20 protein-coding genes are annotated in these 23,159 nt (G+C 44.9%); 11 read left to right on the forward strand and 9 right to left on the reverse strand.

The annotated features are described in order from the left end of the window. The first annotated feature begins 111 nt into the window (after positions 1 to 111). Entirely contained in the window at positions 112 to 984 is an 873-nt protein-coding gene (locus tag DBX26_RS16780) for an endonuclease/exonuclease/phosphatase family protein (protein WP_118120088.1), read from the forward strand. Between the two features lie 53 nt (positions 985 to 1,037). On the opposite strand, the gene DBX26_RS16785 is transcribed toward DBX26_RS16780, so the two are convergent. The 5 genes from DBX26_RS16785 to DBX26_RS16805 all read right to left on the reverse strand — a co-directional run bounded on the left by DBX26_RS16785 (position 1,038) and on the right by DBX26_RS16805 (position 6,694). Beyond that, entirely contained in the window at positions 1,038 to 2,093 is a 1,056-nt protein-coding gene (locus DBX26_RS16785; protein WP_118120090.1) for an efflux RND transporter periplasmic adaptor subunit, read from the reverse strand. After that, complete coding sequence (locus tag DBX26_RS16790; protein WP_118120092.1) at positions 2,090 to 5,398, reverse strand: efflux RND transporter permease subunit; 3,309 nt, start codon at positions 5,396 to 5,398, stop codon at positions 2,090 to 2,092. The genes DBX26_RS16785 and DBX26_RS16790 overlap by 4 nt, the downstream gene beginning before the upstream one ends. 29 nt (positions 5,399 to 5,427) lie before the next feature. Next, positions 5,428 to 5,883 carry a YeeE/YedE family protein gene (locus tag DBX26_RS16795; RefSeq protein ID WP_020334852.1) on the reverse strand — a complete coding sequence of 152 codons (456 nt, stop codon included), beginning with the start codon at positions 5,881 to 5,883 and terminating at the stop codon, positions 5,428 to 5,430. Positions 5,884 to 5,893: 10 nt separating this feature from the next. Continuing rightward, positions 5,894 to 6,313 carry a YeeE/YedE family protein gene (locus tag DBX26_RS16800; RefSeq protein WP_020334851.1) on the reverse strand — a complete coding sequence of 140 codons (420 nt, stop codon included), beginning with the start codon at positions 6,311 to 6,313 and terminating at the stop codon, positions 5,894 to 5,896. 72 nt (positions 6,314 to 6,385) lie between these two features. Further along, positions 6,386 to 6,694 (reverse strand): metalloregulator ArsR/SmtB family transcription factor, encoded by a 309-nt coding sequence (locus DBX26_RS16805; protein ID WP_014234196.1) that lies wholly within the window; start codon positions 6,692 to 6,694, stop codon positions 6,386 to 6,388. Between the two features lie 177 nt (positions 6,695 to 6,871). Here DBX26_RS16805 and DBX26_RS16810 point away from each other — a divergent pair, with 177 nt between their 5' ends. Together DBX26_RS16810 and DBX26_RS16815 are read left to right on the forward strand one after the other, a co-directional pair. Continuing rightward, positions 6,872 to 7,057 carry a DUF2892 domain-containing protein gene (locus tag DBX26_RS16810; protein ID WP_014234195.1) on the forward strand — a complete coding sequence of 62 codons (186 nt, stop codon included), beginning with the start codon at positions 6,872 to 6,874 and terminating at the stop codon, positions 7,055 to 7,057. Between the two features lie 62 nt (positions 7,058 to 7,119). Beyond that, positions 7,120 to 8,823 carry an FAD-dependent oxidoreductase gene (locus tag DBX26_RS16815; protein WP_118120094.1) on the forward strand — a complete coding sequence of 568 codons (1,704 nt, stop codon included), beginning with the start codon at positions 7,120 to 7,122 and terminating at the stop codon, positions 8,821 to 8,823. A gap of 103 nt (positions 8,824 to 8,926) precedes the next feature. On the opposite strand, the gene DBX26_RS16820 is transcribed toward DBX26_RS16815, so the two are convergent. After that, positions 8,927 to 11,251 carry an FdhF/YdeP family oxidoreductase gene (locus DBX26_RS16820; RefSeq protein WP_065301145.1) on the reverse strand — a complete coding sequence of 775 codons (2,325 nt, stop codon included), beginning with the start codon at positions 11,249 to 11,251 and terminating at the stop codon, positions 8,927 to 8,929. Positions 11,252 to 11,880: 629 nt separating this feature from the next. On the opposite strand from DBX26_RS16820, the gene DBX26_RS16825 reads away from it, so the two are divergent. The 5 genes from DBX26_RS16825 to DBX26_RS16845 all read left to right on the forward strand — a co-directional run bounded on the left by DBX26_RS16825 (position 11,881) and on the right by DBX26_RS16845 (position 18,218). Further along, on the forward strand, positions 11,881 to 12,762 hold the full coding sequence (locus DBX26_RS16825) for a LysR family transcriptional regulator (protein WP_020334848.1): 882 nt from the start codon (positions 11,881 to 11,883) through the stop codon (positions 12,760 to 12,762). A 40-nt stretch (positions 12,763 to 12,802) separates the two neighbouring features. Further along, entirely contained in the window at positions 12,803 to 13,633 is an 831-nt protein-coding gene (fdhD, locus tag DBX26_RS16830) for a formate dehydrogenase accessory sulfurtransferase FdhD (RefSeq protein ID WP_014234191.1), read from the forward strand. A 174-nt stretch (positions 13,634 to 13,807) separates the two neighbouring features. Then, positions 13,808 to 15,070: a hydroxymethylglutaryl-CoA reductase gene (locus DBX26_RS16835; RefSeq protein ID WP_118120096.1), complete on the forward strand. Its 1,263-nt coding sequence runs from the start codon at positions 13,808 to 13,810 to the stop codon at positions 15,068 to 15,070. Positions 15,071 to 15,323: 253 nt separating this feature from the next. Next, complete coding sequence (locus DBX26_RS16840; protein WP_162889739.1) at positions 15,324 to 16,883, forward strand: DUF1800 family protein; 1,560 nt, start codon at positions 15,324 to 15,326, stop codon at positions 16,881 to 16,883. Between the two features lie 9 nt (positions 16,884 to 16,892). After that, a complete protein-coding gene (locus tag DBX26_RS16845; protein WP_118120101.1) occupies positions 16,893 to 18,218 on the forward strand; it encodes a DUF1501 domain-containing protein in 1,326 nt (441 codons plus the stop codon). Between the two features lie 45 nt (positions 18,219 to 18,263). Here the strand turns inward: DBX26_RS16845 and DBX26_RS16850 are convergent, their stop codons facing one another. Continuing rightward, entirely contained in the window at positions 18,264 to 19,358 is a 1,095-nt protein-coding gene (locus DBX26_RS16850; protein WP_014234187.1) for a ketoacyl-ACP synthase III, read from the reverse strand. Positions 19,359 to 19,526: 168 nt separating this feature from the next. On the opposite strand from DBX26_RS16850, the gene trxC reads away from it, so the two are divergent. After that, complete coding sequence (trxC, locus tag DBX26_RS16855; RefSeq protein WP_118121220.1) at positions 19,527 to 19,961, forward strand: thioredoxin TrxC; 435 nt, start codon at positions 19,527 to 19,529, stop codon at positions 19,959 to 19,961. A gap of 175 nt (positions 19,962 to 20,136) precedes the next feature. After that, complete coding sequence (locus DBX26_RS16860) at positions 20,137 to 21,297, forward strand: MFS transporter (RefSeq protein ID WP_118120103.1); 1,161 nt, start codon at positions 20,137 to 20,139, stop codon at positions 21,295 to 21,297. A gap of 54 nt (positions 21,298 to 21,351) precedes the next feature. Here the strand turns inward: DBX26_RS16860 and DBX26_RS16865 are convergent, their stop codons facing one another. Beyond that, positions 21,352 to 21,726, reverse strand: coding sequence for a nitrous oxide-stimulated promoter family protein (locus DBX26_RS16865; RefSeq protein WP_020334839.1), 375 nt, complete (start codon positions 21,724 to 21,726; stop codon positions 21,352 to 21,354). 162 nt (positions 21,727 to 21,888) lie between these two features. On the opposite strand from DBX26_RS16865, the gene DBX26_RS16870 reads away from it, so the two are divergent. Next, positions 21,889 to 22,080, forward strand: coding sequence for a DUF2986 domain-containing protein (locus tag DBX26_RS16870; RefSeq protein ID WP_014234183.1), 192 nt, complete (start codon positions 21,889 to 21,891; stop codon positions 22,078 to 22,080). A 55-nt stretch (positions 22,081 to 22,135) separates the two neighbouring features. Here the strand turns inward: DBX26_RS16870 and DBX26_RS16875 are convergent, their stop codons facing one another. After that, a complete protein-coding gene (locus DBX26_RS16875) occupies positions 22,136 to 22,885 on the reverse strand; it encodes a siderophore ferric iron reductase (RefSeq protein ID WP_118120105.1) in 750 nt (249 codons plus the stop codon). Positions 22,886 to 23,159 lie beyond the last annotated feature (274 nt).

The raw sequence follows: 23,159 nt of genomic DNA on the forward strand, positions 1-23,159 counted from the left end.
AATCAATGAAAATTGCAAAATTGGTACGTAATACACTTGCTTTTTTTAGAGGTCTTATAGGATAAAGGTTACAAAGGGACACGCACTAAAACGGGAGTGAAATAAGCCAATATGCGATCACTTTTTGCTACAGCCATGTTAGTTTTTTGTTCCGCCTCATTTGCTCAAAATTCAATCAACCTAACCAGTTGGAATATTGAATGGCTAGCAATGAACGGTGGAAAAGTATCAAGAACCGAGAACGATTTTGCCAAACTCAATCAATATGTGGGTAACTCGCAACCTGATGTATTAGCATTTCAAGAAGTCGATAGTGAAGCCGCGATTAGGAAAGTCGTGGGAAATGGCTACGATATTTACTTTTCGGATAGAGCTCGGTCCGGCAATAAACATTTGCAGTTCTCAGACACAAACCAGTACACAGGGTTTGCCGTGCGTAAAGGAATCCCGGTATCGGATCCCTCCGATTTTTCAATCACTCGAGGCAATAGCAAGTTACGCTTTGCGAGCTATATTGTTCTAAACCCGAATAAGCGTGATGAAATTCACCTGCTTTCAGTTCACCTAAAGGCCGGATGCAGTGGCGCTTACAAAAACAGTCGCGAATGCAAGACGCTCAAGCAGCAAGGCGAAGCTCTGGCAAAGTGGATAACGGCGCGTGAAAAGAGCCAAGAAAAGTACGCCATTTTAGGTGATTTTAACCACAACTTGGCTTATCAAGGTGACTGGTTGTGGTCGACAATGACTTCAAATACCAACGCTAAATTAGTCACAAAAGATACTCAAGCAGAATGTAAAGTGCGTTCGAATCGTAACCCTAATAAAACACATCAGTTCCGTTCTATCATTGACCATATCATTGTCAGCGATAGTCTAGGATCGCAACCTGCCAAACAGGTGTTATTTAAGTCTCAAGATGTTCTGGATTACCATCTAAGTGACCATTGTCCAATCAGTACGCAAGTGCGACTCTCTGCAAATTAGTCAGCTAAAAAAACGCCCAGCAAAAATGCTGGGCGTTTTAGTTATAACAAAAATTAAAGCTGTCGCGGATTGAGAATGACAACATCGCCTTGCTTCAATCCTGTCCTTACTCTGTCCAACTCGCCCAACTGAATTAAACGCGTTTCGACTCCACCACCGTCTTGCAACACCTTGACATAATCCAACTGGCCAACTTGATACACGGCGTCTTTCGGTATTCTTAGAACCACGTCGTCCGTTAAGGTCAGCGCAACCTTTGCAAAGGTACCTGGGTACACAGAGGTCGGAGATTCAAATTGCAATTTGACTGTGTAACTGCGTGAATTCGCATCAGCAGACGGTGTCACTTCTTTGATCGTCGCCGAAGCCGTCACATCATAAGAAGGAAATACGGCCTCAACCTGCTTATCGTAGTTCACGTAAGGCATGACTGACTCGGCAAAGTTAACTTCTATTTCAAGCGAGTCAGGATTGTACATCGAGAGCAAAAGTGACCCGGGTGTGGCGGTATCCCCTTTATTGATCGGCTTCTGCGTTATCAAACCGTCGAATGGCGCAGTAATAATACTGTACCCGAAGGTCGTCTCAGCTTCAGAGACGGCAGCCTGAGAGCGGTTGAAGTTGGCTTGTGCGGTTTGCAATGTACTTTCTGCCTGGTCGTACTGCGACTGTGGTATCAGTTTTCTGTTTAACAGCGTCCTAACGCGTGAGAACTCTTTGCGAGCGGCGTTAAGCTGCGCTTGTGCAGAAGACAACGCCTGCTCGCTCTGACGAACTCGTGCGTCTAAGTCGTCACTTTCTAAGCGCGCTAATACGTCTCCCTGTTTAACTCTGTCACCTACTTTAACCAACACTTCAACAACTGAGGCGGTCAATCGTGCGGCAATATCAGCTTGCTGATCTGCGACAACGACGCCCGGAAACTCGCGAACAACAGGCTCACTGGTCAGTATCATCTCGTGCGTTTGTACAGAGTTAACATCAATCACGTTGGTTTTCGCAGAATGCTCAGTGGGTAACTTTTCGGAGAAAAAACCAGCCATATAAAGAAAAAGAAGCGCGAGCAAGATAATTAAAATAATGCCCAGCAATTTGTTATCTAATTTCATTGTTCTTCCTCCATCTGAGGCAATCCATGTCCTTTGGTATTCTGGTATGCGAGGTTATATACCACCGGAACAACAAGCAAAGTAAACACTGTTGAGGCCGTAATCCCGAATATGATTGCCCAGGCGAGGCCATTGAAAATCGGGTCGAGCGTAATAACGATGTTACCCAACAACGTGGTTCCCGCCGTTAACAGTATCGGTCTCATACGAACCACACCAGATTCGATTAGTGCGTCGTGCAAACTGCTGCCAGATTCGAGAGATTGCTGAATAAACTCAATAAGCACTAATGAATTCCGCACAACAATACCGGCTAGTGCGATCATCCCAATCATCGCCGTGGCTGTAAATAACGCAGGATTTGGGTAGTTACCAATGTCATTGCTTAAGACATTTAATATCCAGAATCCCGGCATAATACCGATAACCGTCAATGGAATGGCGAGCATGATGATCCCAGAAACCGCTGGTAGACCAGTCTGAATCAACATAACCACGAATACGCCCAGTAACGCTGCACCATAAGCAATGCCAAGGTCGCGGAATACATCAACCGTAATCTTCCATTCACCTTCACCACTCCATACGACATTAATGTTCTCCGGAACGCTCCAGCCAACACCAGCACCGTTGTTTAAGTATGTGCGTTCCTGCCAATTAACATGTGCATCACTGGCATGATCAGTATCTTGATCCGCGATTACGTCTGCGATGATCTCACCAGGCACACGCCCGACGACTTCGGCATACACATAAACAACAGGATTAAGGTTTTTATGGAATATCGGTTTATCCGCTGGACGTTTAACAAATTGACCAATTTCTGAGAGCTGAACAACGGGTTGCGGAGCATCCACCACCGCGCCGCCCATTTCCACTTTTGCAATCCCAGGTCTTCCACGAACATACAGTTGTTCTAATCGGTTTAAATCGTCTCTGTCTTCACGACGAAGCTGAACTTCAATCGGCAAAGGATTTAATTCCCGACCATCAGCAATGTGACCAAGAGTTTTAGCATTCGCCGCCGTAATTAGCGTGTTATTCACCTCAGCGACAGACACACCGGATAGCGCAGCTTTCTCCTGATCGACCACAAACTGCCACGTTTCTAAGTCACCCTGAACACTCGTATCTACCTCTGATACTAACTGCTCTTTACGTAGGCGATCCGCTACTTTCTCCGCCTGTACCATCAACTCGTCATAAGAAGTAGTTTCGTCGCCATAAACTTCAGCCGTAATAGTCGCGATAACCGGAGGACCTGGCGGTACCTCTACTAATTGAATGTCTGCGTTAAAGCGTTTCGCTATTTGTTCTAAATCACTTCGCAGACGAGTAACAATTTCATGTGACTGCATAGAACGATGTTTTTTCGGCGCTAATACTATGCGCAGTTCACCTTGGTATGGCTCGCTGCGCATAAAGTAATGGCGTACCATGCCGTTAAAATCCATTGGTGAAGCCGTCCCTGCAAAACCAGACACGCTGGTCACTTCAGGCACCGTCATCAGATAGTCAGAAAAACTAGATAGCGCATTGGAAGTATCTACAAAACTTGACGTTTCTGGCATGTTTAACACTAGCTGGAATTCGTTTTTGTTGTCGTATGGAAGCAGTTTGAGTGGCACCAAACGTAATGCAGGTAACAACGCGGCGAGTGCAAACAAAAATACAACTAATCCAAGGAAAGCCCAGGCTTTTTTACGGCTTTCCAATAACGGGATTAATACTCCACGGTATAAACGATACATGGTTGACGATTGGATATCATAATGACCGCTGTCCTGAGCGCCAGTAAGTATTTTCTTCGCAAGCCAAGGCGTGATCATAAACGCCACAACCGTACTGAACATCACACTGATTGGTACGTTGAAGGCGAGCGGCGCCATGTACGGCCCCATCATTCCTGTGATAAAAAACATTGGCGTGAACACAATAACAATCGCCACGGTAGACATTAATAGCGCGCTACGAATTTCAGCCATGGCCAAAACAATTGCTTTAGTGCGGGTCAAATCCTTACGCTTTAAGTAACGCTCAATGTTATCGATACTGGCGATAGGATCATCAACGATCAAACCGAGCGCTAAGATCAATGCAAACAGCGTAACCCGGTTGATGGAGTAACCAAAAAGTAAGTCCATCCCCAGCGCGGCACCATAACTGATCGGAATTGCGATCCCAACAACCAGTGCACTTCGCCAATCTAGGAATAATCCAACGAATACCACAACGGTTAAAATTGATATACCAAGGCTGGAAACCAAGTTGTTCACTTTTGCGTTTGCGGTTTCACCGTAGTCGCGAATGATGGCGACCTGAACTTGAGGTGGGAACTGATCAGATTCAAGCTGAGCTAATTTATCATTGACTGCTTGAGCGACGTGAACCGCATTGGAACCTTTTTGCTTAGCGACCGAGATAAAGACAGCAGGTAGCGCTTGGCCGCTATTTTTATCTCTATACCAGGTATCGGATGTGGCCTCTCCCGGACCATCATAAATTCTCGCCACGTCTTTTAAGTAAACAGGCTTGCCATTTAGCACCGCGATGACGAGATTCCCAACGTCCTTTGAGCTGGTAAGAAATTGTCCGGATTCTAAAGTGAAATTGCGGCCATTAACCCGAATATTTTCACCCTGCGTTTTCGCATTACTGTATTGGATGGCTTGCTCAAGATCGTCAATTGTGACTTTAAAATTCGCCATTGCGACGGTATCAAGTTCAATCTGGACTTTTCTAGGTTCTCCGCCAATAACCTCGACTTTGTTGGTCGCATCAAGTGATTTAATGCCCAAAGTCGCTTGATCCGCGATTCTTCTAAGTTGATGACGATCGAGCGTCGAAGGGTCCGTCGTATAAAGCGCTGCAACGACGATAGGCACGTCATCAATTTCGACTGGCTTGACTAACCAACTGGCTACAGACGGTGGGACTTTATCTTGATTGGAGTAAAGTTTGTTGTAGAGCTTAACTAACGCGTCTTCGCGATTTTCACCTACATAAAAGCGGACAATGACTTGCGCGGCCCCTTCCATCGACGAGGAATAAACGTATTCCACACCATCGATCTGGCTGACAAGTTTCTCTAACGGTTCGGTGATTTGATTTTCGACTTGTGAAGCACTCAAGCCCGGCGCGGATACCAAAACATCGGCCATGGGTACCACTATCTGAGGATCTTCTTCTTTTGGCGTGAGCCACAACGCCGCCGCGCCGACCATAAAGGCCAGTAGGATCATGATCGGAGGGAAAAAGCTGTTCATTACAGACTGAACAAAGCTTCGCTCTTTATTTCCGGGCATCCTTTTCCCTCCAATTTAGATTACATAATTTATGCTTTGGCTGTTTTCATCTTCTCTTCGCGAGCATTGATGACCAATTTCGCAAACATTGAGCCTGCCAGCATCGCAACAAAGAACAAAATAATACTGACGTTACCTAATGCCAAACTCGCCACGGCAGGACCAGGACAAATGCCAGCCAATCCCCAGCCTAGGCCGAAAATCGCAGCTCCAGACAACAATCGAGCATCGATCTTTGTGTTCGTAGGCGTGCACATTTCTGCACCACTAACTGATTGTTTTCTCGGCTTGATAAGTAAAAAATAGCTTGGCATAAACACTGCCAGTGCGCCGCCCATCACAAAAGCTAAACTTGGATCCCAGTTTCCTGAAATATCTAAAAATCCAACAACTTTCGCGGGATCGATCATCCCAGAAACAGCCATACCCATGCCAAATAAAACACCGCTTACCAGCGCTGTAATTCGAAAAATAGTGTTGTTCATGGAATCTCTCTTAAACTAGGTGAAGTCGAACAAAAACGGTCAAGCCAGCAACAGCCATAAATACGCATGTTGCAACGATAGAACGCTTAGACAAACGCCCAATGCCACAAATGCCATGACCGCTGGTACATCCGTTACCTAGTCTGGTTCCAATACCAACAAGTAAACCCGCCGCTAATACCAAACCCATTGAAAGATTTGCTGTACTTGGTACTGCTACGCCGAGTAATAAAACACTCACAAAGCCACCGACAATCATGCCAACTGCAAACAGAAGTCGCCATGAATAATCCCCTTTCTTCGGTGACATAATGCCATTCATAATTCCACTGATACCGGCAACCTTGCCGTTAACCAACAACAAAACCGTGGCAGAAACTCCCAATAAAATGCCACCAAACAACGATTCCCATGGAATAACGTCTAACATTACTTACCTCTATAGATTTTCATTTAATTTATTGATTTTAGGTTATTAACCACCGAAAAGGCGTTTAACGACTTAACTACAAAAAACGCCATGCAGTGCTTTAATTAATGACTCAACTCTCGGTTCAGCTAACGAGTAGAACACCTGCTGTGATGATTTCCGAGCGCTGATTAAATTGTGTTTACGCAGCACCGTTAAGTGTTGTGAAAAGGCGGATTGACTCAAAAAGGAGTGTTTTTGCAACTCCCCTACACCAACCTCTCCTTGGGTCAATTGGCACAACACCATCAACCTTTCCGGGTGCGCCATTACTTTAAGTAGATCTGCGGCTTCAACTGCGCTGCCTTTCATCGCCGCTATGTCCATTGCTGTATCGCTCATGACTCACCTCTACATTAAAAACTAAATTAGATATTACTAAATAATAATATTTAGTCAACACTAAATTAGCTTTTGTGAATTTAGTTAAATTAACATTAGACAATTCTAATTTAGGTGTTTATAGTGAGCATATTAAAGGATGGCTGTTTCAGTTAAACAGTTCTAAGGAGAAGAGTTATGACGTTAGAAAATGCTGTAAGAGTATTTGCCGGCACTATGATTTTAGTTTCGGTTCTACTCACCGTATTCGTTCACAGTAACTTCATTTGGTTTACTGTGTTTATTGGCGCTAACCTAATTCAGAGTGCTTATACCGGAATTTGTCCTGCCGCTTACTTTTTAAAGAAATTTGGTTTTAGATAACCTAGATGTTTCGAGCTGGCTCTACAATGTAAGTCAGCTCATCCTAAAGCTTGGAGTTAATAATGACTAAGATTTTAATCGTCGGTGGTGTCGCTGGTGGCGCATCTGCAGCAGCGCGTGCTCGTCGTCTGAGTGAAGACGCAGAAATTATCATGTTTGAGCGCGGTCCATTCGTGTCTTTTGCAAACTGTGGCCTGCCATACCACATTGGTGGCGATATCCAAGAACGCAGTAAACTCTTACTACAAACGCCAGAAAGCTTCTTAGCGCGCTTCAATGTCGATGTTCGCGTGATGAATGAGGTAGTCTCGGTAAACCGTCAGGATAAAACCATCGTGGTTAAGAACCTAATTGATGGTTCAGAATACGAAGAAGCGTACGACTTCTTGCTACTTAGCCCAGGCGCGGGCCCTATCGTTCCGCCAATTCCTGGCCTTGATAATCATCTCACTCACTCGCTACGTAATATTCCAGATATGGATCGCATCATCGAGACGATCCAAATGAACAAACCAGAACATGCGACTGTGGTAGGCGGTGGCTTCATCGGTTTAGAGATGATGGAAGCGTTCCATCAGCTAGGTATCAAAACTTCTCTGATTGAAATGGCTGACCAAGTCATGACGCCTGTTGACCGAGAAATGGCGGGATTTGCTCACGCTGAAATTCGAGATAAAGGCATCGATCTAAAACTTGGCGTGGCACTTGAGTCTGTTCAGTTCGTACCTAACGAACATGTTGCCAGCTTTGACTCCGGTGAAAGTGAAAAGCACCAACACTTAGAAGGCGAACTGGAGCTAACACTTAATAATGGTGAGAAGTTAACGACTGATATTCTCATCATGGCGATTGGTGTTCGTCCTGAGACCAAGCTTGCCCAAGAAGCTGGCTTAGAAATCGGTGCCCTAGGTGGTATCTCTACCAATGAATACATGCAAACCAGCGATCCTTCAATTTACGCGGTTGGTGATGCAGTAGAAGAAAAAGATTTTGTCACTGGCGAACCAACATTGGTGCCGCTAGCTGGCCCTGCAAACCGTCAAGGCCGCATGGCTGCAGATAACATGTTAGGTCGCAGTGAAACCTATCAAGGTACACAAGGCACGGCAATTTGTAAGATCTTTGACTTAGCTGTTGCTTCAACCGGTAAAAATGAGAAACAGCTGAAACGTGCGGGTATTGATTACGACAAAGTGTACGTTCATACCGCAAGCCACGCGAGCTACTACCCTGGCGCAGAAGTGGTGTCGTTCAAAATGCTGTTCGATCCAAAATCAGGCAAAATTTTAGGAGCTCAAGCCGTAGGTAAAGATGGTATTGATAAGCGTATCGACGTGATGGCAGTGGCTCAGCGTGCTGGCATGACGGTTGAACAGTTACAGCACTTAGAACTGACCTACGCGCCTCCTTACGGCAGTGCGAAAGACGTAATTAACCAGGCAGCATTTGTTGCCAATAACATCATCAAAGGTGATGCAACCGCGATTCATTACGATGAGATGGATTCACTGACTGATGACCAGGTGTTACTTGATGTACGTAACCCTGGTGAGCTTGAGAGTGTTGGTTTTATTAAAGATGCTATCAACATTCCTGTCGATCAATTACGTCACCGTATGGACGAGCTACCAAAAGACAAAGAAATTGTGATTTACTGCCAAGTTGGTCTGCGTGGTAACGTCGCGTACCGTCAGCTCGTCAACAATGGCTTTAAAGCACGTAACCTGATTGGTGGTTACCGCACTTACAAGTTCGCTAAAGCTTAATTGACGCGTCACTAGCGTGTACGAGTAAGTAAAAAAACAAACGGCTGATAGTGATTATCAGCCGTTTTTCTTATCCCGAATTTTGTAGTGCTATGTTAGTTTTCTATTCTGTTTCAATAAGCGCTATCTCATCTGATGTGGATTTCTCCAACTTAATCGCAATGAACTTAGAAGTTGGCGTAAAGGTTCTGTCCCCATAGCTATCCAGCGGTACCAATGGGTTAGTTTCTGGATAGTATGCGGCAGCCTGACCAGCAGGAACATCATACGCAACCAGCGTGAATCCGCTCACTCTCCGCTCTACGCCATCTTCCCACAATGACACCATGTCCACTTTGTCGCCTGATTCAAAACCAAGCTTTTTGATGTCCGCTTCATTGATGAACAAGACTTCTCGCATCCCAAAAACGCCACGATAGCGGTCATTTAAACCATATAGAGTCGTGTTGTATTGATCGTGCGAGCGCATGGTTTGCAGAATAAGATCAGGCTTCTGACCTTTTTCTAATAGAGCTTCACTGATCAACTGTTTTGGTAGTTCGCTGTCGCTGAACTGGGCTTTGCCACTCGCCGTATTCCATCTGCGCTCAGCGGCTGGGTTCACCAAATGGAAACCACCCGGATTTTTAAGCTTGCTGTTGAAGTCTGTGAACCCAGGAATTGTGTCGGCGATAAGATCTCTAATTCGATCATAATCTTCTATCACCCAGTTCCAATCAATCGGATGTGTCCCTAGCGTCGCATTCGCAATACCAGCAATGATTGCGGGTTCTGAACGCAAGGCTTTGGAGCGAGGTTTCAACTGACCATAAGAGATGTGCACCATGCTGAATGTATCTTCAACCGTTACACCCTGTGGCCCGTTTTCTTGAGTATCAATTTCAGTGCGCCCCAAGCAAGGCAGAATCAATGCGTCTTTACCTGTCACTAAATGCGAACGGTTGAGCTTAGTCGAAATGTGAACGGTCAGATTACAGTTTCGCATTGCATCGTGCGTACGTTCGGTGTCCGGTGTCGCTTGGGCAAAGTTGCCGCCTAAACCAATAAATACTTTCGCCTGGCCTTCTTCCATTGCTTTAATTGCTTGAACCGTATTGTGACCTACACCACGAGGCACTTCGAAGTTGAATCGACGCTCAATGCTATCAAGCAGTTGGTCAGATGGCTTTTCATCGATGCCCATTGTACGGTCACCCTGAACGTTACTGTGTCCACGTACCGGAGAAAGACCTGCGCCCGCCTTACCAACGTTACCACGTAACATCTGTACATTGGCCACTTCTTTAATCGTTGGCACGGAGTGACGGTGTTGCGTCAAACCCATTGCCCAACACATGATCACACGCTCAGCGCGTAAATACATGCGAGCGACCGTTTCGATTTCGCTTAAATCTAATCCAGATTGCTCAGCGATGTGCTCCCATGAAGTGGCATCTACTTCGGCTAAGTAGTCATCGATACCAATAGAATGCTGTTCAATGAATTCACGATCGAACACGGCTTTACCACCGGTTTCTAATGCTTCACGTTCCCATTGCAATAAAAACTTAGCCATACCACGAAACACTGCCATGTCCCCACCCAGTGCTGGACGCAAATATGCTGTATTCGTCGGCTCTGAACCATTACTGAGCATTTCTATCGGCATTTGTGGGTTTTGGAATCGCTCCAAACCACGCTCTTTTAATGGGTTGAAACAGATAACTTGTGCACCGCGTTTCACCGCTTCACGTAACGGCTCCAGCATACGTGGGTGGTTGGTTCCAGGGTTTTGGCCAATAACGAAAATCGCGTCCGCTTCTTCAAAGTCATCAAAGATAACCGTGCCTTTACCTACACCAATGGTGTCTTTCATGCCAAGCGCGCTGGCTTCATGACACATATTTGAGCAATCAGGAAAGTTATTGGTACCAAATGCACGTACGAATAATTGATATAAAAACGCGGCTTCATTGCTGGCGCGGCCGGAGGTGTAAAACTCCGCTTGGTGTGGCGATTCCAGATCATTGAGGTGTTTTGCCACTAACTGAAAAGCCTCTTCCCAAGAAACTGGAACATAGTGATCAGACTCGGCATCGTATTTCATTGGGTGTGTAATACGCCCTTGATATTCGAGCCAGTAATCTGTTTGAGTAGAAAGAGAAGATACACTGTGGTTAGCGAAGAACTCAGGATCAACCAGTCGATTAGTGGCTTCCCAGTTAACAGCCTTTGCGCCATTTTCGCAAAAGTTTACTTTACCGCTTTCTGGTGATTCACCCCAAGCACATCCTGGGCAATCAAAACCGCCATTTTGGTTGGTTTTCATCATGGTGCGGATGTTTTTCACCGCATTTTCGCTTCCCCACCAGCTTCTTGTCACGGCTTTGAGCGCACCCCAACCACCAGCTGGACCTTTGTATTCTTTTATTCTTTCTTTTTGGCTCACGACTTTACTCCTCGTATATAGGAACAACAGCAAACAGGCTGCCCGGGAAAACAAGCGCGTAAAATCGCGGGAGTCATGAATGGGCGTTTTCAATCTGGACAAGTAAAGGCTCTGTATGTGTAAGACTTTACTTGTCCAGATTGTATGAGTTCTGGTACCCGTCTACTGTTTCAGAATGTTCAGACACAATCTTTAATGCTGTGTTTTGATCTGAATCAAAGGTTAAGTCGTTACTTTGTATGCGTCCAATTGATATCCCTGACCGGCTGATAAATAAAATCTATCACGACTGTAAGACAAGACATTCATCACATTTTTCATCAATTGAATTTATCAGAGAATTCGTTTTATGCGGTATTTAAACTGAGATCTCACGCTCGACTCAGTAATTTCGATGCGATTTACGATAGACATTATCTATCACCCTATAGATACTTTAGATTTGACCCCAATCAGTATCGGGAATAGCCTTGATTTAGATCAATTTTGAGCACATTTTCGCTCTTGACATAAGAAGAGTAGAAACAGGTAACTCAAATATTGATGAAGATAAAGAACGCATAAACATTGCCTTTTAAAATCGCGCTACCCGTTACTGTGACTCACAAAGCAAGGTTAAGTTAGCCAAGATGGATATCAAACAACTTAAATACCTAATAGCACTCGAGCAGACCAAACATTTTGGTCAGGCGGCGGCATTGTGTCACATTACTCAGCCGACACTTTCGATGAGAATTAGAAGTTTAGAGGAAGAACTAGACTTAGAATTAATCCAAAGAAGTCAACGCTTTGAAGGATTCACGGAAGCTGGAGAGCGTATTTTAGCGTGGGCTAAAACCGTGTTAGCGGCTCACGATGGTTTACAAGCTGAAGCCGCCAACTGCAGAGGACAACTGGTCGGCTCGCTTAGGCTTGGTATGGTGCCTTTAGCCAGCCAAAACCCTATGCAGTTAATCAAGCCACTCGCTGAAGCGTTTCCGGAGCTGCAATTTCAGATCCTCTCAATGACGACGGAACAGATCATAGACCAGCTCAATCGAAACCAACTCGATTTGGGTATGTGCTACGTCGACCAGGTGAACACGGCCTATTTTGACGTTATTGAATTGGACTCAACAAAACTGGGGGTGTTGTTTGACGAGCGTTATTTTGATTTTGCCGAATCAGAAGTAATGTGGGAATCACTAAATAGCATCCCGCTTGGCTTACTATCAAAAGGGATGCACTACAGACACTCTATTGATATTAGCTTTATTAGCAAAGGTCTTGTCCCTCAAACGGTCATTGAAAGTAACTCCACCTTTCACCTTGTCCAGGCGGTAACCAGCGGTCTTTGCTGTGCGATTATGCCTAGAAACTGTGGCCTTGAAGAGTTAAACGATACACTTCGTATTGTACCGATTGAAGAAGCCGCCGTTCATGCGCCTTTAGGCTTGCTAAAACGTAAACAAGAGCCTTTTTCTGCACTCACAGATCAGTGCTTTTCAATCGCAAAAACCATATTTAATTAACAACGAATACGCATAAGTTAGACGAGCGTGAGGTGATTTCATGAGATGTACCACTCAATCTTATTTTGAATTGTCGGACTTTAACCAGGCTCCGCCTCAGCCAAACGCGTTTAACTATCGTGAAATGAAAGACGGTCGCCCTCTGCAGCAAACTTCGCTGGCCAGTGAATCCGCGCTCGCTATCAGTTATAACGGGATTAGCCAAGCTGTAATGATGGTGACTCCGGGGCACTTAGAAGATTTTGTTAAAGGGTTCAGTCTGAGCACAGGAATCATCAACGACTTTAAAGAGATTAAAGATATTGAAATTGGTGGTGACAACGAATCGCATTATGCAGAAGTCGAAATCAGCAACCGAGCATTCTGGTCTCTAAAAACGCAGCGCAGAAACCTTGCAGGGACAACCGGATGTGGCATTTGTGGGGTCGAAGCGTTAGAGCAAGCCTTACCTGATCTAGAACCGCTTTCCCCTTCTCTTCCCCCTCGCCCAGATGCTTTTGAAGGGTTGAGAGAGAAAGTCGCTTTGCATCAAAATGCAGCTCGTGAATCAGGAGCGCTTCATGCTGCACTGTTTGCTGATTTACAGGGAAATATCTTGTCCTGTCGCGAAGACATTGGTCGTCATAATGCATTAGATAAGCTTATTGGCGCGCTGGCGAATAATCACATCGAACCACAAAATGGGTTTGCGATCATGACTAGCCGTTGTAGTTTAGAATTGATCCATAAAGCGGTACGTGCTCGCATCCCTACTCTGGTTTGCCTTTCCGCGCCAACCGCATTAACTGTGGAATGGGCAAGACGGAATCATCTCAATTTGATTCACTTGCCAAAACACGGAGCACCGAGGCTTTATAGCCCAGCGCCGTAATCGAAGAGCATACTCAGTGGAGGTTTGATTAAGTGATAACACCTATCAAGATATTAAACCTATCGCGTATAAACGAAGATTATCCGTGGTATTTGTTGCAAAACGTATAATCAACGTTGTAATCAAGGCTGTAATCACTACAATCTCTGGTTCGATTTTTCAGTGAACGTTTGTATGCCGAAGTTAAACCTAGATAATACCGCCCAACACTCCGCTCTTTCTAATATTGAGACCAGCAGTAAAATCCAATCGGCATTAGAACCGAAATTCCACAAGCCAACGACGCGCCTTTGTTTAAGTCCAAAACTGTCGCATGAGCACTTAACTCGCCGCTGGGCAATCCTGGAACAAACCACGAATAAAGACCTTCTTCTCGATCCTTTTACCCGAGAACATTGTGAGTCATATTCCAATAATATCGAGCATTTCATTGGCACTGTGAATGTGCCAGTTGGTATTGCTGGCCCTTTGCGAGTAAACGGCTTGCACGCAAACGACGACTACTTAGTCCCACTCGCAACCACCGAAGCGGCTCTCGTTGCCTCCTACAACCGTGGCGCTAACTTAATCACTGCAGCAGGCGGTGCCAGTGCATTGCTACTTAGTGAAGGTGTGAGCCGTACTCCAGTGTTTGGCTTTAACAACTTAGCTGAAGCAGGACAGTTCGTAAGTTGGGTCACTACCCAGTTCGACACTTTTTGCCAGATTGCAGAGTCGACTACCTCTCACGGAAAACTCAAAGACATCAACATCAATATAGAAGGCAACCATGTCTATTTGGTTTTTGAATATGTCACCGGTGATGCCTCTGGTCAGAATATGGTGACCATAGCGACTAACCAAGTGTTCCATCACATTTTAGCGGTCAGTCCGGTTAAGCCGGTTCAAGCTTTTCTTGATGGCAACCTCTCGGGTGATAAAAAGCCAAATGCCCATACTCTGCGGTCTGTACGTGGTAAAAAAGTCTCAGCCGAAGTCACGATTTCTGCCGAATTAGTCAAGAAGTACCTACATACAACGCCAGAATCAATGGCTCAGTTTACCCATATGAGCACCGTGGGTGGTTTATTGAGTGGCACTATCGGCGTCAATGCCCATTACGCTAACGCACTCGCCGCACTTTATATTGCATGCGGTCAGGATGCGGCTTGCGTCGCTGAATCCGCGATAGGTATTACCCGAATGGAGGTTGATTCAAAAGGCAATCTCTACGCGAGTGTCACGTTGCCGAATATAATGGTGGGCACAGTTGGTGGCGGTACAGGGCTGCCAACACAAAAAGCCTGTCTCGATATTCTCGGTTTACATGGCAACGGAAAAGCGAAGGCACTTGCCGAAGTCACGGCTGCATTATGTCTCGCGGGTGAGCTCTCAATTATTGGCGCATTTTGTGCAGATCACTTTTCCCGTGCTCATCATAAACTGGCAAGAAAATAACACCATATAGCCAAACAAGGCAGATTTGCTTTCTTTGATGCTTAATCCGCCATAACAATAAGTTATCCAGCCCTATTTATCTCATGTACTCGTTGGTCTTACCCAAGCGACGAGTACATGCCGCCTACTCACCTTCAATTACCCAAAATAGTACTAATTTCACCCAGAACGCTTTTTTTAGGTGAATCCAGACCTCTATACTCGCTCACTAAGTTGATTACTTAATACTCTTTCTCAGGTAAGCGAGTCTGTGATGATACGTCATATAAAGAATGGAATGTCTTATTGGTTTTTGGGGTTGTTTGTGGCACTTGTGTGTTCGATACAACCTGTTTATTCAGCAAGTAAAACGTCAGATGGTACTGCCCGTATTCTTTATCAAACCACGTTTGGCCCCACACCCGCTCTTATAAAGACCTTCGAAAAGCTAGGCGTCGAAGGCTGGGTCAATCAGCAAATGAAGCTCCCTCCTACGTATCATGAACCTCTGTTCAACACGCCTTTTACCAAAGGTGCACAAGCCAACCGTGAAAATGCGTGGTACCAAATCGTCATCAGTTCCGAAGACCAACTCAGGCAGCGAATGGCCTTTGCACTCAGTCAAATATTGGTAGTTTCCCGCTATGGAGGCGTACTGTCTGGCAAACCTGCTGGCTTAGCGAACTACTACGATGTGCTTGTAAAAAACGCATTTGGTAATTATCGCGATCTGTTATTTGAAGTCGCAACGCATCCCGTGATGGGAAACTACCTGTCAATGATGGGAAGTGCTAAAGAAAACCCGTCTACCGGTGCGTTGCCAGATGAGAACTTTGCCCGAGAGCTTATGCAGTTGTTCACGCTCGGACTATTCAAATTGAATATGGATGGAAGTACGGTCGTTGATAACAATACTGGTAGACCTATCCCGAGCTATACACAAAATGATGTTCAGGAACTTGCCCGTGCTTTAACCGGATGGAAAAGCAGCGATGTTGACTTTGTGGAGCCTATGCAAGTCATTAATAAACTGCATGACTCTGGCGAAAAGAAGATCTTAGATACTACTCTCCCGGCAGGGCTCACTGGTCAGGAGGAACTATCCCGCGTCATCGATATTTTGATGTCCCATCCTAATATCGCGCCATTTGTGTCAAAACGATTAATCCAACGTTTCGTTACCTCCAATCCAAGTCCTGACTATGTAACCCGTATTTCTACGGTTTTTAATGACAATGGTAAAGGAATCAAAGGGGATCTAAGCGCGGTAATGAAAGCGATATTACTGGATGAAGAAGCGTCGCTGCGGACTGAACGTCAACCTAAAAAAGTCAAAGAGCCTATTTTGGTGCTGACCAATTTTCATCGCGCCGCAGGCTTTACTCTGAAAGGTGCGCGATATGATGATGCGACGACCGTTATGAATATCGCCAACCAAGGTCCACTGCGCGCACCTTCAGTATTTAACTTCTACTCGCCAGATTACCAGCCATCGAGCGAATTTATGCAGTCTTCGATGGTGTCACCAGAGTATCAGTTACTTAATTGGTCAGCTTATACCGATATCGTTAATTTTATGCTTACCGATATCCGGGATGGAGGCGATAACACATACTCACTTAACCTCGATGGCCTGTATGCGCTGCTTGATGATCATCCAGCACTCGTCGAACAAATCAATCAACGGTTCTTCGCTGGTACAGCATCTTCTGAGCTAATAACACTTATGCTTAACGTGCTAGACGATTATCCATCCGAGTATGTGCCCAAAGCAAAGCTCTCAATCGTTATCTTCACCGCCATTTCAGGCGAAGAATTTTATCTTCAATACTAGGAGTGAACGATGGATCATTCACGACGTCATTTTATTAAAGGATCTGCATCCCTTGGGGCTTTTGCATCGTTGGGGCTGCCTGCCTATTCACTCGCTTCGCCAACAAACGACTTTCGCGCCCTTATTTGTGTCTACTTAATGGGCGGAAATGATGCCATTAATACGGTTTTGCCATTGTCAGATTTTCACTATAAGCAGTATTCAGACGTGAGAGGTGCGTTAGCCGTTCCCAAAGATGCCATTGTCCCTACCGGACTGAGTGTATTGGACACAAATGGCAGAAAGGTACCTTTGGGTTTACATCCTCAGCTTGGTGCGCTTTCTTCACTTTTTGAGCGTGGTGACGCGAACATTGCCGTCAATACTGGCATACTCGAGCAACCTCTTACCAAACAGGCTATTGAATCTGGCGAGTTACCCTTACCTGAACAGCTTTTCTCTCACAACTCTCAGACGGATTCCTGGCTGCGAGGCGGAATGGAGGCATCACGTAATTTGGGCTGGGCTGGCCGCATCTTAGACGTGTTAAATTCAAACGCTGAAGTGACTCCCCTTTATAGTGTCTATGGCGAGTCACTTTGGTTAAGGGCGATGGAGCATCGACAGACAGTATTAAAAAAGGACCGAGTCGTTAAACTGTCCGCGCTCGATAATCTCGTCTACAAGGGGATTTACAATCAATTACTGTCTGGAAGTACGAATAACCCTTTCAGTGGTCACTTTCATGTCATGATTAACGAGTCGATGACGATGAGTCACGTACTTTCTGAGCAGCTAAACCAAATACAAGATTCTCCACTTTTCACGTCATCTGAACTTGGCAAACAAATGCAAACGGTATTCAAGCTGATTGCCAGCCAGAATGATATGAACCAAAAACGGCAAATATTTTTTGTAAAGCACAACGGGTATGACCTTCACGATTCACAACTCGCAAGACACCCGGTGTTATTAGAGGATTTAGCCACAAATTTATTCGCCATGTATCAGTCGCTCGATAAACTGGGGATGAGCAAAAATGTCACTTCTTTTACGATGTCTGATTTTGGCCGTCGGATGACGGGTAATGGAAATGGCACGGATCATGGTTGGGGCGGACATCAACTGCTGTTGGGTGGCGCTGTCAACAGCAACCAGCCTATCGGTACATGGCCCGAGTTAGTTCTGGGGGGACAGGACGACTATTCAAGAGGCAGACTTATTCCGAAACTAGCGGCGGACCAAGTAGGCGCTACACTTGCTCAATGGATGGGTGTCAGCGATAACGCTGCATTGGAGTATGTATTTCCTAATATCCGCAACTTTGCAGACTCGAATCTTGGGTTTATGTCTTAGAGGCATAAAAAAGGGAGCAGATTTGCTCCCTCTTAATGAATCAGATTATGCTTCGGTACGGCGACGCTCGTTACACAGTCGGATTGCACGTTCTAGTAATTCTAGTGCGGATTTATCGCACTCTGGTAACGCTGCGTCACTTTCCGCAATTGGCGTTACGCGGTCACCCCATTTAAGAACGGCGGCACCCCATGTTAGACCGGCACCGAAAGCCGCTAAAAGCAAGTTATCGCCTGGCTTGACTCGCCCTTGCTCTAACGCCTCACACAATGCAATTGGCACCGTTGCTGCTGAGGTATTGCCATACTTATGAATATTCACAAACGCTTTCTCTTGTGGGATGCCCGAAAGATCACACAAGGTCTGGATGATTCGAATGTTAGCTTGGTGAGGGATCACGACATCAATTTGTTCGGTTGTGAGCTCAGATTCTTTAAGCACGTTTTTCGCAGCTAAGCCCATGCCCTTCACTGCGCGTTTAAAGATCTCTTGTCCTACAAAGTTGAAGTCCCAGAAACCGTTATCTTCCGCAAAGCGATCCATACAAGAACCAAACTTAGGCACAGCAAGTATGTCGCGCCCTTTTGCGTCACAACCGATTTTCGATTGTAACAGTCCAGTCTCTTTGTCAGTTCTAGATAAAACAACAGCGCCTGCGCCATCGCCAAACAAAACGGCAGTATCACGCATTGCCCAATCGATGAAGAAAGAAAGCCTTTCAGCACCAATAATAATAGCGTGACGGTAATTTCCCGATTGAATCAAACGCGTGCCCGTTTCCAGGCCGTACACAAAGCCGGTACAGGCAGCATTTAAATCAAAAGATGCAGCAGAACGAATATCCAGATTTTGTTGAACTTTCGATGCAATATTAGGGATTAGGGAATCGGGTGAGCACGTCGCGACGATAATCAGGTCAACCTCACTCGCATCAACACCAGCACGAGCTAACGCGTGCTTTGCGGCGACTGTTGCCATGTCAGAAGTGTTTACGTGACTAATGCGGCGGTTTTCGATGCCAGTGCGAGAACGAATCCACTCATCAGAGGTATCAAGGAATGTACTAAGATCATCGTTAGAAAGTACAGTTGGCGGTACACATTTTCCCCAACCTGTAATTTCAGCGTAGTAATTTGACATCACAGACCTATTTATTGTTGTAATTTAGTTAAGTTTCTTAGAACCTAAGTAGGTTCAAATAAAGACTTGCCAGTTCGTAGCAAGTCCAAAGTAAAGAAGAAAATTATACGCTTTATGGAGCTGACTGATAAGTCAAGTTTTCACAAAGTTGTCATAAAGGAAGAAGTCATGTCATCGTTTAAAACTCGCTGTCCATCATGTGGCGGTTTAAATCGTGTACCCAACGAGCGCGTTGCAGAAAATGCGACTTGCGGTAAATGTAAAAGCTCTCTTTTAGATGGTGCGCCTATAGAAGGGACAACGGAAAACTTTTCCGCTCTATTACAAAGCCCTACTCCAGTTGTCGTTGATTTTTGGGCTCCGTGGTGTAACCCATGTGTTGGTTTTGCACCTATTTTCTCAGATGTCGCAGAGGAAAAAGCGGGAATGGCTCGTTTTGTCAAAATTGACACAGAAGCACAACAACAGCTTGCGGCTCAATTTGGCATTCGCAGTATTCCAACTATCATGGTTTTCAAAAACGGACAGCGTGTTGATGTACTCAACGGAGCGCTACCTAAATCTCAGTTCGAACAGTGGCTAAATCAAGCTGTTACTAAGTGACCTATCAAGCCAGCTACCTCTTTTAGCTGGCTTTTTATTCCGCAAAATCCCACCTCTTTTTGATAAAGAATATTTGTCGATACGACTCAAATTTATCGTTTTACTTGCAAAATAATTAGCTTCATATTCGCGCCCATAAACTACCCGTAAAACATAAACTAATAGGCGCAAAGCAGTGGAAAACAAAGCCTTCCTTCCAGCATCACCACGTGTCACCGTTCCTGTCATCGCATTATCTCTATATGCGGTGGCTTCTGGCTATTTAATGAGCCTGATACCTTTAATGCTTGGTGAGTACAACATTTCTGCGGACTACGCGAGTTGGTTGGCAAGCGTGTTTTATGGCGGTTTATTAACGGGTGCTATCTTTTTTGAACGCATTGTACGTTCCGTTGGACACAGAAACGCGTTTATTGCTTGCTTGATGGCTTTCTCGCTAACGATTGTTGCAATGCCTGTATTTGCAAACGGCTTTGTATGGCTAGGCGCGCGTTTTATCGCGGGCATCGCTGTTGCTGGCGTTTTTGTGATCGTTGAGTCATGGCTAATGTCTGGTGACGAAACCTCACGTGCAAAGCGTCTGAGCTTGTACATGCTATCACTTTATGGTGGTTCAGCCTTAGGTCAATTCGGTATTGGCGTACTCGGTGTGAGCGGTGGTGTTCCTTTCATCGCGATCACGACGTTAATCTTAATGGCAATACTGGTACTTAAGTTTGTTGACTGTGAACAACCAAACAGCCACGAATCGACTGCGTTGTCATTTAAACAAATTATGAAGCTTAATCATGCGGCAATCATCGGCTGCATCGTTTCTGGTTTAACACTAGGTGCGATTTATGGCCTGATGCCTCTTGAGTTGATTAATCGTCAAATCAGCCACCAAGAAATTGGAACATTAATGGCATTAGTGATCCTAGGTGGTATGGCAGTGCAACCGTTAGTGACAGCGTTGAATAAGTACATGAGCCGTACAGTACTAATGGCATTTTTCTGTCTGTTAGGCATGTTTTCTATCGGTATCACGTTTATTTCAACGTCAACGGCGGTACTTGCTGCATCGCTTTTCTTATTGGGTGCAGCGACATTCGCTCTATACCCGGTTGCGATCAACTTAGGCTGTGCAGGGCTAGACGAGCGCTTTATTGTTTCAGCGACTCAAGTAATGCTATTTAGCTACAGCATCGGGTCAGTAGCAGGCCCTGTCGTAGCTGACAGCTTCATGGGTCAGGTACATGGTTTGTTAGGTTACTTATTTGCCACTTTAGTCGCGACATGTATTTACATGTTATTGGCGGCGAGTAAAACCAAACAACAAATGGCAGCTGGTCTCTGATCATTTATTACTAAAATCTGAATACAAAAAACGAGAGCAAGTCGCTCTCGTTTTTTAATTACTCCGCCGCTTGTAACGATTCGATGCATTTGCAGCAGGTTTGTCTGGAACGCCTCGCTTTTCGTGAAGCAAATGTCTGATCGCTAACACAGGATGTTTCAGCAGCATCCTCGGGCCGGAATAGCGCATTATTAAGCGCATTTGTTCTTTCGGCTCAGGTTTATAACAGTGGATTGGGCATTTATTGCAAGTCGGCTTATTCTCGCCGTAAGGACACCGATCAAGACGCATTTCTGCGTAATCCAGTAAATCACGGCACTCAGTGCAAAGCTCACCTTTCGAACCATGATTAGCCCGACAATACACTTCCACCATCGCTTTGACGGTTTTAAATTCGGTGGCAAGTTTGCCGAGTAAAATATCACTCATTACATTAACCAAATTAAACGTTTAGATATTAGAATCTATTTATACTCAATAGACTTAGTGACGGTCGCTCAGTGGTCAGGTTTTTTAAATCAGAAACCCATTAAAGTTGTAACTTAGTGGAAAAATCACTATCCTGCCTCGCTAAATTAAAGGACCAGCACCATGAACCGCAAGAAGAAAATCAATCAAATCTTAAAGGCAAAACAGAAAAAGCATAACGCTAAGCTACATAAGAGCAATAAGCCTCGCTATATTTCAAAGGCTGAGCGAGCCAAAATGGAAGCTGAAGAACAAAACCAAGTGACCGAGTCAGCTGAGCAGAGCGTAAACACGCAAGTCAGTGACGAAGCATAAAAGAAGCCGCTTATAGCGGCTTTTCTATATAGAAAGAACTTATACTAATTAACAATTAACTAAGTTGATTTTCGTCACTTTTCACCGCAATAAGCTTTTTGTTTTCTGCCAATCTAGGGCAATTATCGCAAAGTTTTCTACCTTCACATTTATAAACCAGACAGCAACTTTTTCTCACTAATTTCAATGGTAGAGCCACAGACGGTTCATAAAGTGACAGCGCGTTGTTGGTATCCAGATCAAGCGCCTGAAGCCATAACACGGCATGCTCTCTTATCATGGCGTTTGTCATTTGCGGAAAGTGCTGCTGCAATCGCATTAACCCAACCAAAATACCGTCTGAGATTAATTGATGGGTAAACCCCGGTCGAATACGGGTCCATTCACTCATTTGATTTTGATAGTAGTCGAAAAGTGATTTTATCTGTGCACCAGCAGTGTTTATCAGCGTCTGATGATCGCCCTGAACAAGTGTTTCATCTTGAAAACGATAACCGCTGACAAAACAGGGTTTAACGGATTGAGCCATACCATACAGGTTGGGTAGTGAATGAAAGTGGTATATGGATATCAAGGCCACATAGACTGGTTGCCAACACAATAAATCCCATGTTCTGGTCAGCCAGTAAGTTCTGCCCGCTTCTGGAAAAGCTTCAGATAGCTGCTGATATAAATCCTGAATGATTGGGTTAATGTCGTTATCAGTATGAATCTCGCCTTCGCTTATGCTCCCTAAATCACCATGCAGGTACGGCGTTATCGCATTTGTGGCTTGGAAAAGTTGTGGGAAGAATGATTCGGACATGACTATTCAGTTTGATGGTATATGGGCTGTATCTTTATACTCAAACATTAATTCAAATGCAAACCATTCTCTTTATCATTGATACATGAAGCCATACGAATTCCATGAAAGTGAGTCCCGACAATGACTATCCAGACATACTTGGTTACGAAAAATCAGGCTAAATCACAACATATATTTAAAGTGCGTCGCATTTTTATGCCTTAGCTCGTCAAAATAGTAAACACAATTCATACACATCGATAAACGTACATTAACAGATGGAGTCTGTAGC

The sequence above is a fragment of the Vibrio sp. dhg genome (assembly GCF_003443775.1).
Lineage (GTDB): Bacteria > Pseudomonadota > Gammaproteobacteria > Enterobacterales > Vibrionaceae > Vibrio > Vibrio natriegens.